Here is a 17092-nt window from a genome sequence, read left to right as displayed (position 1 = left end):
CAAGGTGATTACATGTATGACAAAACTAAAATTCATATAAATAAAGAAGTAAAAGAAATAGAAAAACAATTGAATAGTTATATAAATAGTGATCAAAACACTATAAACGAAGCTTGCCAATATTTATTAACTTCTGGTGGTAAACGTATACGACCATTATTTACTTTAATTGCAAGTCAATTTGGCGAGCATTATTCAAGAGATGTAATCACTGTAGCAACTACATTAGAACTTATACATATGGCCAGTTTAGTTCATGATGATGTCATTGATAAAAGTGACAAAAGAAGAGGTAAGCCAACTATAGCAAAGAAGTGGGATGTGCAAACTGCAGTTATTACAGGTAATTATTTATTATCTCAATCTTTAAATGCAGTTAGCCAAATAGAACATCCAAAGCTACATGAACAATTAGCAAATGGTATTATCGAAGTGTGTCTTGGAGAACTATTTCAATTCGAAGATCAATTCGTTTCAAATCAATCGATAACAAATTATCTACGTAGAATTAAACGTAAGACCGCATTGCTTATTTCATTATCTACAGAATTAGGTGCGTACGCTGCACGAGCAGATGATGAAACTGTGAAGAAGTTAACTAAAATTGGATATTACATTGGTATGAGTTATCAAATAGTTGATGACATCCTAGATTTTACGAGTACTGAAAAGAAACTCGGTAAACCAGTTGGATCTGATTTAAGAAACGGACATTTAACTTTACCAGTCTTATTAAGAATGAAAAATTCATCAGATTTTAAAGCAAGTATTAACCAACTACAACCAGATAGTCCTTCAGAAGTATTTGACGGATTAGTTCAAGAAATTATTAAATCACCAGAATTACAAAAATCTAAAGAAGTAAGCAATCATTATTTACAAAAAGCAGAAAATTTAATTGATACATTAAATAATGAATCAGGTAAAAAAATGCTATTGGAAATAATTGTGAAAATAAGAGATAGAAACCATTAGAAAGCGCTTGCAAGTATGCGTAGTCAATGATAAACTTATCTTGGATTTACATAAAACAAAGGTAGGGATTACGCAATGGAAAGAACTTTTTTAATGATTAAACCTGATGCAGTACAAAGAAACTTAATCGGTGAAGTCGTTTCACGATTAGAAAGAAAAGGCTTGAAATTAGTTGCAGCTAAATTATTCCAAGCTAATGAAGAATTAGCTAAAGAACATTATGCTGAACATGTTGAGAAACCTTTCTTCAATGATTTAGTAAGCTTTATTACATCAGGACCAGTATTTGCAATGGTAGTAGAAGGTAAGAATGTAGTAGAAGTAACAAGAACACTTGTTGGTGAAACAAACCCTACTAAAGCAGCGCCAGGTACGATAAGAGGGGATTATGGTATCGACTTAGGCAGAAACATTATTCATGGATCAGATTCAAACGAATCAGCAGAACGTGAAATTGGTCTCTGGTTTAATCAATCAGAACTAAATGATTATAAATTAAACAATGAAAATTGGGTTTACGAAAAATAAATACAATAGAGGAGTAGTTCAACAAGAAATTGTTGAACTACTTTTTTGTTAAGGGAGGGTGTGGGAGGGTGTGGGGTGTTGGCGGATGTTTACGGGTATTTCTGGAATTCGCGGGGCGTTGTGAACACTTTCGCCCAAACTTGTTCATAACGGGGGTGTTGTGAACACTTCTGACCAAACTTGTTCGTAACGGGGGTGTTGTGAACACTTTCGCCCAAACTTGTTCGTAACGGCGGTGTTGTGAACACTTCTTGCTAAACTTGTACATAACGAGGGTGTTGTGAACACTTTTCGCTAAACTTGTACATAACGAGGGTGTTGTGAACACTTCTCGCCAAACTTGTTCATAACGTGGGCGTTAGTTACAAAACTCGGCTGAAGTGTTACTATGGACAGCCTTAGTTACAAAACTCGGCTGAAATGTTACTATGGACGGCCTTAATTACAAAACTCGGCCGAAGTGTTACTATGGACGGCCTTAATTACAAAACTACTAAGAAATGTAATTAACGGTCTCCTTATTTGCACTTCTAACCAAACTTGCTAATAACGAATCCAGTATTTGCACTTCTGACCAAAACTGCTTATAACGCACCCAATATTGGCACCTCACAACCAACATGCTAATAACGCATTCAATATTTTCACCTCACAACCAACACACTTACAAAAACCCCTTTATTTTCACCTCACATCCGACATACTCTGAACAACATATTATTCACACTTATTTAAAATCAAAAAAATCTAAAACTTTGTTAAACTATTCGTCTGTTTTTGTTAATTTAACGCGCTAAATATGATATGATTAATTTTATATTTAATTAACAGTAGGGAGAGATAATATGCGTTACTTAACATCTGGTGAATCACATGGACCACAACTAACTGTCATTATAGAAGGTGTACCAGCAAACTTGAAAATTGACGTAAACGAGATTAATGAAGAAATGTTTAAACGTCAAGGTGGATATGGACGCGGTCGTCGTATGCAAATTGAAAAAGATTCTGTAGAAATCGTTTCAGGTGTGAGACATGGTTATACATTAGGTAGCCCTATTACACTCATCGTTAAGAATGATGATTTTAAACATTGGAGAAAAATTATGGGAGCTGACCCATTAACTGAAGAAGAATTAGAAAATATGAAAAGAGTTATCACTAAACCTAGACCTGGCCATGCCGATCTTGTTGGTGGTATGAAATATAATCATAGAGATTTAAGAAATGTACTTGAACGTTCTTCTGCACGTGAAACAGCTGCAAGAGTTGCTGTTGGTGCAGTTTCTAAAATTTTATTAAAAGCTTTAGATATTGAAATTTATTCAAGAGTTATTGAAATCGGTGGCGTTAAAGACGATTATGAATACACGCTTGAAGAAGTCAAACAAAATATTGATCATAATGATGTACGTTGTATTAATGATGACGTAGCTGAAAAAATGAGAAATCGTATTGATGAAGCTAAAAAAGATGGTGATTCAATCGGTGGTATCGTAGAAGTAGTCGTTGAAAATATGCCTGCAGGAATTGGAAGTTATGTTCATTATGACCGTAAACTTGATGGTCGTTTAGCTCAAGCAGTCGTAAGTATTAACGCTTTTAAAGGTGTTAGTTTCGGTGAAGGCTTTAAAGCTGCTGAAAAACCAGGTAGTGAAATACAAGACGAGATTGCTTACGATAGTGAAATTGGATACCATCGTTTATCTAATCACTTAGGTGGACTTGAAGGCGGAATGTCAAATGGAATGCCAATCGTCATCAATGGTGTTATGAAGCCAATACCAACATTATATAAACCATTAAACTCTGTAGATATCGATTCTAAAGATAGCTTTAAAGCGACAATTGAAAGATCAGATAGTTGTGCTGTTCCTGCTGCAAGTGTTGTTTGTGAAAATGTTATCGCATTTGAAGTTGCAAAAGCTTTAACTGAAGAATACCAATCTAATCACATTGACCAATTACAAGAAGCTATTAAGAATCATCGTAATTGGAACTTAAACTTCTAGGTGATGAAATGATTTTTGAAACAACATATACTAACAACAACTATCCGATAATATTAAAGCAGAACGCACTAGCTGAACTTAATCAATATCTTAAAGCAGATGAACAAAATATTGTATTAATTGACCAAGATGTTTATAGATTCCATAAAGACTATATTAAGTCGCATCTTAAAGACCAAGATATTAAATTTTTAACGGTTATGAGTGGTGAAGCTTGTAAGCAAATGTCATATTTTGAATCGCTCAGCGAAAAGCTATTATCAATGAATATAACAAGACAATCTCAACTCATCGCTATCGGTGGAGGCGCAACTGGAGACTTTGTTGGTTTTCTAGCTGCAACTTTGTTACGTGGCATTGATTTTATACAAGTTCCAACAACACTTTTAGCACACGATTCAGCAATCGGTGGAAAAGTGGGCATTAATGCATCAGTCGGTAAAAATTTAATCGGTGCATTTCATAGACCACGCGCTGTTATATATGATATAAATTTCCTAGCAACATTGTCACATATTGAAATACGTAGTGGTTATGGTGAAATATTTAAACATGCCATTTTAAATAGTGAAGCTGACACGCTTCATTTAATGGATGTTTATCCTTCTATAAAAGAATTAGCGCAATTGAAAAATATAGAAGATTATTTAAAAATGGGCATCGAAACTAAATTAAAAATTGTAATTGAAGATGAATTTGAAGGTGGCGTACGTAAACATTTAAATTTAGGACACACTTTTGGACACGGACTAGAATACTTAACAAAAATTGCTCACGGTGAAGCTGTGATGATCGGTATTCTTTTCCAGAAAGTGATTAATAAAAATAGAAATATGTACGATAACACATCAAGTGTGCATCTGTTCATCAATTATTTAAAAGAATTAGGTTACCCTTTAAATGTCTTAAATCATGCTGATATTGAACAAATTTTTAAATATATGAAAAAAGACAAAAAGAATATTGGACAAACGATTCAAATGGTTTTACAAAATGGTGAAGCTTCATTTACAATTGAATCCGTTTCTAAAGAAGAAGTATTAGATGCATTTAAAGAACTTAAATCTCTAATAAATGAATAGAAGGAGTCCTTTAACATGGAAGATGTATATAAAGTAATTGACGATATTCACATGAAGAATATCGAACATTTAGATGAGAAAGTAAACAGAGTTCTACAATCTGACGATCACGACGCATTATTTATGTTAGGCGAAACATTATACAAATACGGTATTGTCGATCAAGGCGTTAAAATATTCGAAGAACTTTATTTACTTTATCCAGATGAAAATGAATTGCTTGTTTATTATATAGAAGGGCTAATTGACCAAAACGACTTAGATAAAGCGCATGAAGTATTGTATAACAGCCCACATTCTACAGAGAAGTTAATGCTTGAAGCTGATTTATACCAACAACAAGGCTTATTCGAAGTAGGAATAGAGAAATTGATTGAAGCAAAAGAAATGGAACCAGATGATATTGTCATTACATTCGCTTTAGCTGAAATGTACTATTATGATGGTCAATATTTAAAAGCAATTTCTAACTATGAAACAATCACACAAACTGGTGAAGATATTATTAATGGTATTTCGATTTATGCACGAATGGCAGACGCAAGTTTACAAAGTGGTGCATATGAAGAAGCAATCAAATATTATGAAAACGTATCTGAAATGGATATGACAGCTGAAGATTATTTCAAACAAGCAATTAGTTATCAAAAAAATGACTTAACAAGAGAAGCGATAAAGCAACTTGAAAAGTTATTACAAAAAGACCCAGACTTTATGCAAGCTTACCATTACTTATTGCAAATTTATGAATCAGAAAAAGATTATGAAAAAGCAATAGAAATTGGTAAAGAAGGGCTTCGCTTAAACGCATATTATAAAGAACTTATGACAGATACTGCTAGACTGATGTTAACAACAAATGATGAACATGGTGCAATTCTGTTACAAGATGCATTAACAGTTGATCCTTCTTATACTGAAGCTGCCATTATACTTGCTGATTATTATCGAGAAAAAGATAATATAACAGGTCTTATTAATTTATTAACGTATGTTGATCATGAAGATATCGACCCTGTAGTAGCTTGGCACGTTGCATATGCGTTCGGTGAAGAAGAAAGAGATAAAGAAGCTCAACACTTCTACGAATTAGCATATCCAGATTTAACACAAAATATTGATTTCTTAAACGACTATTACCATTACTTAATTGAAATCGGTCATGTCGATAACGCTAAAAATATATTAGAATCTGTTCGCAAACTTGATCCTGAAAATCCATATTGGGACCAAGAATACGAAAGATTATCATAAGTAGGGTTAATTATGAATCATACATGGTTAAATTTTGAAAAACAGCGATTTATTGAATATATTCTATATCAATACGATTTTAAAATTGCTGAAAGTGTATGGATATTAAATTTATTAAAAAGTAGCCCTAAATATTTATCTAACATTTCATTCGTCAATGAATTTTCAGATGAACGCATACTGTCCATTAGTACCGAGCAATCTAAACAACTGCCTTTACTTTATTGCAAAGATCGTTTCTGTATAGAAGATGGTCGTCAAATCTTCCACGATATCAGACTGGATAATACGCATTTAAATGTCCTTTTATATTTGAACAGAAATGATGATCGACTGAATAAGTTGCTGTTGTTACAAATGCTTGTTGATTATTATGGAGATGATAAAGATATTCGTGCTTTAAATAATAACAATACACACGGACTAGGACATTGGCGTAAACTCATCAGTAATGAAATAGATAAATCTTTAGATAATAACGATCAAGACATGTTTATAGAAATGTCTAAAATATTACAATTCATTAATGAATTGGAGGAACATCGATAATGTTATTTAATCATGTTGACTTAAAAGAATTAAAAAACAACTTAGAATATATCGATACAGCCATCTTACCTGTATCAAATATTGATATGAATCATCAATTATTAATATCATGTGACCAAAATGAAACAGTTCAACTTGTTGGCATGTTAGCAGAAAAACAATTTAAAGGTAGATTACTACTTACACCAACATTTTTCACAAGTGGTAACCAGTACGATCATGTCGTATCTTTTATTCAAAGTTTAAAAGATTATGGCTTGAACAATATAATTATTTTAAGTAGTAATCAAGTAGAACTGAACGGCGATCACGAATTGTATAAAGTAAACACGATTCCAATGGGTGACTTAGACGATGATATGAAACGTACACTCATCGAAGACGAAGTTAAACAATTTATGAAGTTTATCATTAGAACATGGAATAAATAGTAGGTAGATGAATAACCGTAGCAAATCTTAACCCAATAAGATCTGTTGCGGTTTTTTATTTCAAAAACACATTTGTCTTTTCTATGTGGAAAATCGAGTTATTTTCATAGTTTTTTATCAATATTTTCTCCTTCATAATAAAGCCTTTTCATTTTTTTGAAAATTCCTAGATAAAAGGTTAATAAATAAACATTTAAATTGTGACAAAGCGTTGACCGTCTTGAAATAATAGGCTAAAATTAAGTTGTCCTAGTTATAAAAGAACGATTAATAGAGGGGGGAATCTAAATGAGCCAACGTGTCACACGACGCCAATTTTTAAACTATTCATTGATGGGTGTTGGGTCATTTATGGCTGCTGGTATGATTTTACCTATGGGTAGATTTGCGCTTGATCCTGTATTCAAAGCTGATGCACAAGGCGATTTGATTGCTACAGGCGTAAAGGAGTCAGAACTTGGTAAAGAGCCTATTAAAGTGGACTTTAAATTCGAGCAAGAAGATGCTTGGTACACAAGTGAAGTTACAGAATTTGCTTGGGTATACAAAGATGGAAATGAAATCGTAGCATTATCACCAGTCTGTAAACATTTAGGATGTACAGTACAGTGGAATGGCGATAAATCAAATCCTAATCAATTCTATTGTCCATGTCATAACGGTCGTTATGAAAAGAACGGTAAGAATATTCCAGGTACGCCGCCATTAGCACCACTTGATCAATACGAAGTAAAAGTTAAAGGTGGCATTATTCAAATCGGTAAAAAGCACGAGAACGAATTAGCTAAATAAGGAGGGATTAACAATGATAGATAAAATCTATGATTGGGTCGATGACAGACTTGATATTACACCAATTTGGCGAGATATTGCTGATCATGAGGTGCCAGAGCATGTTAACCCTGCTTATCACTTTTCAGCTTTCGTTTATTGTTTTGGTGGTCTAACGTTTTTCATTACAGTAATACAAGTTTTATCAGGCATGTTTTTAACGATGTACTATGTTCCAGATATCGTTAATGCATGGAAATCAGTTTACTATCTACAACACGATGTAGCTGCTGGTGTTATCGTACGTGGTATGCACCATTGGGGAGCAAGTTTAGTAGTAGTAATGATGTTTTTACATACACTTCGTGTATTCTTTACAGGATCTTATAAACAACCTAGAGAATTAAACTGGGTTGTCGGTGTATTAATATTCTTCGTAATGCTTGGATTAAGTTTTACTGGTTATTTATTACCATGGGATATGAAAGCACTATTCGCAACAAAAGTAGGTTTACAAATTGCAGAATCTGTTCCTATCATTGGGCCGTGGGTTAAGACATTACTAGCAGGGGATGCAGAGATAGTTGGTGCACAAACTCTAACTCGTTTCTTTGCGATACATGTATTCTTCCTACCAGCTGCACTATTCGCGTTATTAGCAGCACACTTTATAATGATCAGAAAACAAGGTATTTCAGGTCCACTATAAAATTAACGTGAATAAATGAAAAAGGAGGTCATGCGACATGCATCGCGGTAAAGGGATGAAGTTTGTTGGTGATTCAAGAATAAAGTCATACGACAAACCGAAATTAAATCGAGATTATTCAGAATTTCCAGGTCGTACAGAAAGTTTCTGGCCTGACTTTCTACTAAAAGAATGGATGACTGGTGCGGTATTCTTAATCGCGTACTTATGTTTAACAGTCGCTCATCCATCGCCACTTGAACGTGTGGCAGATCCATCTGATACTGGTTATACACCATTACCAGACTGGTATTTCTTATTCTTATATCAAATACTTAAATATTCATTCGCATCTGGTCCTTATAACACATTCGGAGCAATTATCTTACCAGGTATCGCATTCGGTGCTTTATTATTAGCACCTTGGTTAGATAGAGGCCCTGAACGTAAATGGACAAAGAGACCATTTGCTTCTGGATTTATGTTAATCGCAATTGCAATCTTATTCTATACAACATGGGAATCAAGTTATTACCATGATTGGAAGCAACAAGCTAAACAAGGTGAAATCGTCTTCTCTAACTTAGACAAGTCAGACCCTGTTTATACAGACATCATCAAGTCAAACTGTACAAGTTGTCACGGTGGTGAGTTAACAGGTGGACAAGGTCCAAACTTAGTTGAATCGAAACTACCTAAAGATGGCGTTAAAGGATTCGTTGAAAATGGTGCAGGTAAAATGCCTAGCTTCAAAGACACACTTTCTAAAGATGAAATTGACAAAGTTGCTAAGTACGTTGCAGATTTACATGAAACAGATTCAAACGGTAAAGAATTGAAAAAATAATTAAATTTGAGCCTGGGGCATATGCGTGCCCTGGGCTCTTTTCAAAGGAGTAATAAAATGGAATTTTGGAGATATGTAATGGGACAGAAATCTATTCTCATTACGCTATTTATTGCAAATCTTCTCGGCACCATTTACGGATACATATGGTATGGCAGTCAATTACTTGATAGCAAATGGTACTTTTGGCCGTTTATCCCCGATAGTCCAACAGCAACATTATTCTTAGTGATTGCGATAGCTGCAATTTATTTCAATAAACATTTAGGTTTGTTTGAATGTTTAGCATTTATTACATTAATTAAATATGGTGTATGGGCGGTTGTAATGAATATATTTGTAATGATTCATTACGATCAACTTGTTCCAATGGCAATTATGCTAATGACTTCACACGGCATTATGGCTATTCAAGCATTGATGTTTTATCCTTTATTCAATATTAAAAAGTGGCATATTGTCGTAACTATGATTTGGGTATTTCACAATGATGTTATTGATTATGTGTATCATCAATATCCCGTATATAGTATGTTAAGTCAGTATGAGTCACATATAGGATACTTTGCTTTTTGGCTAAGTGTTATCGCTTTTCTGTTATTACTATATTTCCAAAAAAACATCGAATTACGTTCAAAATATTTGACGTAAGAGCCGTCACTCCGTAATATAATAAATAACAGGGATAAAAAGGAGGAAGTTATTTGTTTTCATATATCATATATTTTATTATCATTATGATTGTCCCTATGTACTTCCAATTTAGAGTAAAATCAACATACAATAAATACTCAAGAGTACGTTCAACAAGTGGGAAGACGGGTAAACAAGTTGCAGAAGAAATTTTAGCTGCAAATGGAATTCATGATGTAGAAGTGTTACAAGGTGAAGGATTCTTATCAGATCATTTTGATCCAACTAAGAAACGTGTTGTATTATCACCGGCAAACTATCAACAACCAAGTGTTGCGGGTACAGCAATTGCAGCACATGAAGTAGGACATGCTATTCAACATGCTCAAGGATATGGATTCCTTAAATTTAGATCAGCGCTTTTACCGCTTGCTAATTTAGGAAGTTCGTTATCATACATTATCATTTTAGCTGGTATCGTATTAACAGCAATGAGTAGTACATTCGGTACAACATTATTATGGGTTGGTATCGTATTTATGTCATTCGCTGTATTATTCTCAATCATCACATTACCAGTTGAATTCGATGCAAGTAAACGGGCAATGCGACAAATTGAAAAATTAAATATCGTTAACCAACAAGAATATAGACATGCTAAAAAAGTATTATCTGCAGCTGCTATGACATACGTTGCAGCAACAGCTGTAGCCGTAGCTGAATTAGCAAGATTTATTCTAATGGCACGTAATAATTAATGAAATCATTTTAATACCAATAAAGTCTTTAGACTTTGTTGGTATTTTTTATTTTATAAATATTTATGAGGTTTTTAGTTATAAGCTTATTACGTTGTCATTATGCATGATTATCATATATAATTTTATTATGTGAGTTCTTTTATATAGAGATATAAAAGATAGGTGAGGAGGAAGTTTTATGGACATGAAAGAGATGCAACATGAAGTTGATCAATATATTTCTCAGTTTAAAGCAGGTTATTTTTCGCCATTAGCAAATTTAGCAAGATTGACAGAAGAAGTTGGAGAACTAGCTAGAGAAATTAATCATAGTCATGGTGAAAAGAAAAAGAAACCAACAGAAGAAGACAATACAATTGAAGCTGAATTAGGTGATAATTTATTCGTCTTAATTTGTTTAGCAAATTCTTTAGATATAGATTTAAATAAAAGTTTCCAAGATACAATGAATAAATTCAATGTAAGAGATAAAGATAGATTTGAACGTAAATAAGTCATAATGGAGGATTAATATGAAAATCGGTATAACTTGTTATCCATCAATGGGGGGCTCAGGTATTGTTGCAACTGAGCTTGGTTTGGAAATGGCGAAAAGAGGTCATGAAATTCACTTTATTACTTCTAACATGCCTTTTAGAATGAGAGAGCCTGTTCCAAACGTAACATTTCATCAAGTTGACGTAAATCAATATTCTGTATTCCAATATCCACCATATGATATTACATTAAGTGCTAAAATTGCAGACGTCATTAACGATTACGACTTGGATATATTACATATGCACTATGCAGTACCGCATGCAATTTGTGGTATTTTAGCGCGTCAAATATCCGGAAAAGATGTCAAAATCATGACGACGTTGCATGGAACAGATATTACAGTATTAGGTTATGATACGTCATTACAAAGTGCTATTCGATTTGGAATAGAAAAGAGTGACGTTGTAACAAGTGTCAGTGATAGTCTTAAACAAGAAACATATGACATTATAGAACCTGATAAAGAAATCAAAACAATATACAATTTTGTACAGGAAGAAAGTTTTCCACAAGTTTATAATACAGATTTAAGAAGCCGTTACGGCATAGAAGAAGATGAAAAAGTCATCACGTTTGTATCAAATTTTAGAAAAGTTAAGCGCGTGCCTGATGTCGTAGATACGTTCTACAAAATTAATAAACAAATTAAATCTAAATTATTACTGATCGGTGATGGTCCAGAATTACAAGTGGCTAGAGAACAAATTAAACAACTTAATATAGAAGACCAAGTTCTATTTTTAGGTAAACAAGATGAAGTGAACATCTTCTATCAAATGTCTGATTTAACGTTGTTATTAAGTGAAAAAGAAAGCTTTGGACTTGTATTACTTGAAGCTATGCTTACTGGTGTCGTGCCGATTGGTACAAATGCAGGTGGTATTAAAGAAGTCATCAAAAACGGTGAAACTGGTTATACGGTTGATGTCGGTGATACAGATAAAGCGAGTAAATATGCGGTCAAATTATTAACAGATTCAGAACTTTATCGCAAAATGCAAAACGCTATGATTCAAGATGTACGTGAAAGATTCTCATCTAAAGTGATTGCTGATCAGTACGAATCTTGCTACAACGATATGTTAGGAGAATAATATGCGTGAATATCAAGTATTTGAAGATGCGAAATGGATAATTGAAACACTTGAACGTAATGATCATCAAGCATATTTTGTCGGTGGTTCAGTAAGAGACTATTTAATGGAGAAAGAAATTTCAGACGTTGATATTACAACAAGTGCTTTACCAGATGAAGTAGAACAATTATTTGATAAGACTTTACCAATAGGCAAAGAGCACGGCACGATGATTGTAATGGGTGAAAATCAACAGTTTGAAGTGACAACATTTAGAAAAGATGGGGATTATGTTGATCATAGAAGACCTACATCTGTTCAGTTTGTAACGGATTTATATGAAGATGTAGCAAGAAGAGATTTTACAATGAATGCTATCGCTATGGATAAGTCGTATCAACTTCATGATTATTTCAACGGGTTAAACGATATACAATCCAAAATTATAAAAGCTGTCGGAACACCTATTGATCGCATGGAAGAAGACGCATTACGTATTATGAGAGGTGTAAGATTCCAAGCTCAGACAGGTTTTGCACTTGATCATGATACTAAAGACGCCATGCATCAAACAGCACATTCTTTAAATGCCATCGCAATTGAAAGAATAGTTGTTGAACTTAAAAAAATGATTCATGGTCAATATATTCTTGATACAAAAAAGACTGCTCATGAATTAGAAATATTTAAATATATTCCATTTTTCAAAGAAATCAACCAAAATAGTATCTTCATGCCGGAACATGCCCATTTCGATTTATGGGTGGCTGCATTATGTTATTTATACGAATTAGATTTAACAAGCTTGAACAGTTTGAAAATCAGTAATCAAGAAAAGCGCGATATCTCATCATACGTTCAATTATTGATATCACTTTCTGAAAATAATATTTCAAAGCAAGATATGATTCATCTCGTATATACGTATCATCGTGATAAAATGAAAGAAATCATTCACTTTATTTCTGAGCATAATGCACAACTGAATATCACTATCCATCCAACAATTATGAATGACCGTGTAATTGATGAAATATATGATAAACTACCTATATATGATAAATCTGAATTACAAATTAATGGTCAAATATTGATGGCTACATTTAATAAAAAAGGTGGACCATGGATAAAAGATATTTTAAATAAAGTTGAACAAGCTGTCATTAACTATAAAGTGGATAATTCAGAAAATGATTTAATAGAATGGGTGCGAGAGAATGTCAAAATATAAACGTGAAATTATTAAATATTTATATCAAAATAATGAATATTTGTCAGGACAACATATAGCTGAAACGTTAAATTGTTCACGTGTCACAGTTAAAAAAGTCATCGATCAATTGAGAAAAGAAGGCTTTGAAATTGAGTCTATTTCTAATAAGGGATATAAAATCTCAGAAATCCCTACAACTTGGCAAGAAGACATTGTGAACATTACACTTCAAGATCAAAGTATATTGAATCATGCAATTGTTCAAACACAAGTAGATTCAACACAATTGTTAGCCAAGTCTGGTGTTAATGACATTGAACATGACTTTATTGTTTTGAGTGATGAACAAACAAATGGGAGAGGGCGTTTCCAAAGAGAATGGTCATCTCTTAAAAGTAAAGGGCTTTGGATGTCAGTTGTATTACGCCCAGATATTCCAATTCAAAGAATGTCGACATTTAATCTATTTATAAGCCTTGCCATTCAAGAAGTGATTGAACAGCATTATGGCATTCAAAGTAAAATTAAATGGCCAAATGATATTTATATAGGCGATAAAAAAGTTTGTGGCTTTTTAACAGAAATGATTGCAGATACAGATGGCGTTAATGCGATTATTTGTGGCATTGGTATTAACCTAAACCAAACACAAGTAGATTTCGATCAAGCTGGTCAATCACGTGCGACAAGTTTAAAAATAGAAAACGAACAATCTATAGAACCTTATCGATTTTTAAAATTATTAATAGAAGCTATTGAACTGAGATATGATCAATTTTTAGAATTACCCTTCAGTGACATTAAAGAATTATATAAAAGTAAAAGTATGATTTGGGACAAAAAATTAACTTATACAGAGGGTAAAAAACAAGTATTTGGTCGAGCAATTGATATACAAGATAATGGGTTCTTAACCGTGATATCTGATGATGGTCAATTACACCAATTTATGAGTGCAGATATCGAAATATAGGAGAGATAATATGGCGCAAAGATACGCTGTTGTAGATTTAGAAACAACCGGAAACCAAATTCAATATGATGAAATCATTCAAATTGGGATAACATTTATAGAAAATAACCAAATTACCGATACATATCATTCATATGTCAAAACGGATTTGGAAATTCCATCTTTCATTCAAGCATTAACCAATATCAATGAATTAGACTTAGAAGAAGCTCCGTACTTCGAAGAAATCAGTCAATCATTATTTAACTTGTTGAAAGATTGTGTATTTGTCGCGCATAATGTTCTGTTTGATTTAAACTTTCTCAAATCCCATTTCGAAAAGCATCAAATACAATTTGAACCTAAATTAACGATTGATACGATGGAATTGTTTAAAATCGCATTTCCAAACGAAGAAAGTTATCAGTTAAGTGAATTGAGTCAATCGTTACAAGTTGATTTAAACCAAGCGCATAGTGCTTATGAGGATGCTAAAGCAACTGCATTATTATTTATTAAAGCCATCCAAAAAATTAATGGTCTTCCGATTGATACCATTAAACAACTTTATTATTTATCTAAATCGTTAAAGCATGATTTAAAAGACGTTCTATTTGAACTTGTAAGAACACATCAAGGTACTGAAACGCATAATCGCAATATTAAAAAGTACCAGAACATCCATTATTTAAAGCAAATGCCTATACGTCATTCAAGCGATCGAACATCCATTACGCTTGATGAAGCTTATGATAGAATACTGAAAACATTTAACTTCGATTATCGTAAAGAACAATATCAACTCGTTCAACAATTGTTTGATTCATTAATGCATAACGAGAATGCTTTAATTGAAGCACCACTTGGTAGTGGGAAATCAATGAGCTTTGTGCTTGCTGCATTGCTTTATTATTTAGAAACTGGTGAGCATATTCTCGTTTCAACACATACGAAGTTACTTCAAAATCAACTTCTAGAACAAGAATTTAATAAAGTCTTAAATGCATTAGATTTAAATTTAAAAGCGATGATTATTAAAAGTAAAGATCATTATATTTCGCTTGGTTTAATCTTGAATATATTACAAGATGATACAGACAACTATGAAGCGACAATTTTAAAAATGCAATTGCTTGTATGGATTCTTGAAACAGAAACGGGTGACATTGAAGAGCTCCATCTTAAAGGTGGCCAAAAAGTCTTCTTTGAACAAAAACGCACGACTTATGTACCGTTTAAGAATGATATACATTACTATCAATTTATTAAAGAGAGTGCGCAACATGTCGAGATTGGGATAACAAACCACGCGCACTTGTTACAACATAGTACAGAAGATACGGTATATCAATTGTTCAAACATATCATTGTTGATGAGGCACATCGCATTCAAGATTATGCACTTAATCAAGTAACGGATGATTTAAGTTACCAACATATTAAATATCATCTAGGTTTATTAGGTAAAAATGAACAAGAAAAATTATTTAAACGATTAGATAAATTAGAAAATAGAAGAGTCATCGAGCAATACCCAATCGAACCAATTGATATTTATCAATTGAAACGTGATATTGATTTACTTCATGAACAAAACGAACAATTATTTGATGATTTAATGGCTCAAATTTCAGATAAACATCATGAATCACATGAAGATGACAAACAAATTCATTACTTCTATGATATTGATGTTGCGAATATATCTGAAATATTTAAACGACAAATTAGTACAATCAATCAAATATTATCTAGATTTAAATCTTACTCACACGCACATGTTAAAGCATTCAAAAAAGAGTTAATATATATCTATCATCAATATACTAAAATTTATAACATGATTAAATCTGGTCAAGTGCCATTCGTATCCATTAAGAAAATTTCTCAGAAATCTACACTTTCACTTTTTGTTAAAAAAGCAGAAGTAAAAGATTTACTGAATGAAGTGTTTATTGAACAATTCAATAGCAATATTTTCATTTCAGGAACATTAACAGTTAATCATTCATTTACATCATTTAAATCCATGTTTCCTGAAGACATTCAATTTAACACGTATTATTTAAATGATATTTATGACTTAAAAAATCAAGCAACATGTTTTGTACCGCAAAATATGCCAACTTATCAATATCATCAACAAGATGACTATATTGAAACGATTATTAGTTATTTATCTACATTTGTTAGTGAAACCAATCAAAAATGTTTAGTACTGTTTACGAATTATACGATGTTGTACCAAGCATACCGATACATGGAAGAACTTGAAATCTTTGATGATTATGTCGTATTAATGCAGCAACAACATTCACACGTGTATAAACTCGTACAACAGTTTAACCAATTTGATAAAACGATTTTACTAGGTACTTTATCATTCTTTGAAGGATTTGATTACCAATCTTCAGGCATTAAATGTGTCATGATGACGAAATTACCATTTATACATCAAGATGATCCACGATACCATTTAATGAAAGATGAATTTGACAATCCCTTTAAAGACTTTGTCTTACCAGACGCAGTAACTAAGTTCAGACAAGGCATTGGTCGATTAATTCGAAACAAACATGACCAAGGTTTATTAATTTGTTTTGATAGAAGAATATTAGACAGTAATTACAGTAAATACTTTATCAATGCATTAGGTGAAATACCTGTTATCGAAGGCGATTTAAATAAATTCCAAGATAAACTAAGAAAATATCCAAACAGATAGCAGTTGTATGCATAATTTGATAAAATAACTATAGGTAATTTATTTGAATAGGAGA

The 17092-nt window shown here is 32.6% G+C and carries 17 protein-coding genes; all 17 read left to right on the top strand.

Translation table 11 applies throughout. The features are described 5' to 3' along the window. Window positions 1–12 precede the first annotated feature (12 nt). The 17 genes from LQ694_RS00170 (at window position 13) to LQ694_RS00090 (ending at window position 17037) form a co-directional block, all read left to right on the top strand. Window positions 13–975: a polyprenyl synthetase family protein gene (locus LQ694_RS00170; RefSeq protein WP_058611255.1), complete on the top strand. Its 963-nt coding sequence runs from the start codon at window positions 13–15 to the stop codon at window positions 973–975. A gap of 75 nt (window positions 976–1050) precedes the next feature. Next, the gene (gene ndk, locus LQ694_RS00165; protein WP_196968276.1) at window positions 1051–1503 is read left to right on the top strand and encodes a nucleoside-diphosphate kinase; all 453 of its coding nucleotides are present in this window, start codon (window positions 1051–1053) and stop codon (window positions 1501–1503) included. An 845-nt stretch (window positions 1504–2348) separates the two neighbouring features. Continuing rightward, window positions 2349–3515 carry a chorismate synthase gene (gene aroC / locus LQ694_RS00160; protein ID WP_037588158.1) on the top strand — a complete coding sequence of 389 codons (1167 nt, stop codon included), beginning with the start codon at window positions 2349–2351 and terminating at the stop codon, window positions 3513–3515. Then, window positions 3497–4597 (top strand): 3-dehydroquinate synthase, encoded by a 1101-nt coding sequence (gene aroB / locus LQ694_RS00155; RefSeq protein ID WP_231493083.1) that lies wholly within the window; start codon window positions 3497–3499, stop codon window positions 4595–4597. Before aroC ends, aroB begins: the two co-directional genes overlap by 19 nt. Window positions 4598–4612: 15 nt before the next feature. Further along, window positions 4613–5851 carry a tetratricopeptide repeat protein gene (locus LQ694_RS00150; RefSeq protein WP_049318831.1) on the top strand — a complete coding sequence of 413 codons (1239 nt, stop codon included), beginning with the start codon at window positions 4613–4615 and terminating at the stop codon, window positions 5849–5851. 12 nt (window positions 5852–5863) lie between these two features. Next, complete coding sequence (locus tag LQ694_RS00145) at window positions 5864–6400, top strand: YpiB family protein (protein ID WP_096791913.1); 537 nt, start codon at window positions 5864–5866, stop codon at window positions 6398–6400. Beyond that, the gene (locus LQ694_RS00140) at window positions 6400–6831 is read left to right on the top strand and encodes a DUF2487 family protein (protein WP_218696536.1); all 432 of its coding nucleotides are present in this window, start codon (window positions 6400–6402) and stop codon (window positions 6829–6831) included. Before LQ694_RS00145 ends, LQ694_RS00140 begins: the two co-directional genes overlap by 1 nt. A 288-nt stretch (window positions 6832–7119) precedes the next feature. After that, entirely contained in the window at window positions 7120–7623 is a 504-nt protein-coding gene (locus LQ694_RS00135; RefSeq protein ID WP_037588153.1) for a Rieske (2Fe-2S) protein, read from the top strand. Window positions 7624–7636: 13 nt separating this feature from the next. Further along, complete coding sequence (gene qcrB, locus LQ694_RS00130; protein WP_016912349.1) at window positions 7637–8311, top strand: menaquinol-cytochrome c reductase cytochrome b subunit; 675 nt, start codon at window positions 7637–7639, stop codon at window positions 8309–8311. A 37-nt stretch (window positions 8312–8348) separates the two neighbouring features. After that, window positions 8349–9137 (top strand): menaquinol-cytochrome c reductase cytochrome b/c subunit, encoded by a 789-nt coding sequence (locus tag LQ694_RS00125; protein ID WP_049318833.1) that lies wholly within the window; start codon window positions 8349–8351, stop codon window positions 9135–9137. Between the two features lie 57 nt (window positions 9138–9194). Continuing rightward, the gene (locus tag LQ694_RS00120) at window positions 9195–9788 is read left to right on the top strand and encodes a DUF1405 domain-containing protein (RefSeq protein ID WP_204200930.1); all 594 of its coding nucleotides are present in this window, start codon (window positions 9195–9197) and stop codon (window positions 9786–9788) included. A gap of 53 nt (window positions 9789–9841) precedes the next feature. Beyond that, on the top strand, window positions 9842–10528 hold the full coding sequence (locus LQ694_RS00115; RefSeq protein WP_037588148.1) for a zinc metallopeptidase: 687 nt from the start codon (window positions 9842–9844) through the stop codon (window positions 10526–10528). Between the two features lie 181 nt (window positions 10529–10709). Then, a complete protein-coding gene (locus LQ694_RS00110; protein ID WP_025905482.1) occupies window positions 10710–11024 on the top strand; it encodes a nucleotide pyrophosphohydrolase in 315 nt (104 codons plus the stop codon). Between the two features lie 19 nt (window positions 11025–11043). Then, on the top strand, window positions 11044–12165 hold the full coding sequence (gene bshA / locus LQ694_RS00105; RefSeq protein WP_218696537.1) for an N-acetyl-alpha-D-glucosaminyl L-malate synthase BshA: 1122 nt from the start codon (window positions 11044–11046) through the stop codon (window positions 12163–12165). A 1-nt stretch (window position 12166) separates the two neighbouring features. Next, window positions 12167–13378, top strand: a complete 1212-nt coding sequence (locus tag LQ694_RS00100) for a CCA tRNA nucleotidyltransferase (RefSeq protein WP_239771776.1) — start codon at window positions 12167–12169, stop codon at window positions 13376–13378. Beyond that, the gene (locus tag LQ694_RS00095) at window positions 13365–14333 is read left to right on the top strand and encodes a biotin--[acetyl-CoA-carboxylase] ligase (protein ID WP_065381190.1); all 969 of its coding nucleotides are present in this window, start codon (window positions 13365–13367) and stop codon (window positions 14331–14333) included. The genes LQ694_RS00100 and LQ694_RS00095 overlap by 14 nt, the downstream gene beginning before the upstream one ends. Window positions 14334–14343: 10 nt before the next feature. Continuing rightward, entirely contained in the window at window positions 14344–17037 is a 2694-nt protein-coding gene (locus tag LQ694_RS00090; protein ID WP_096791916.1) for a helicase C-terminal domain-containing protein, read from the top strand. The last annotated feature ends 55 nt before the right edge of the window (window positions 17038–17092 follow it).

Origin of the sequence: Mammaliicoccus sp. P-M58, assembly GCF_022386165.1 — a bacterium.
Lineage (GTDB): Bacteria > Bacillota > Bacilli > Staphylococcales > Staphylococcaceae > Mammaliicoccus > Mammaliicoccus sciuri.
This window is presented reverse-complemented; position numbering and strand designations above follow the sequence as displayed.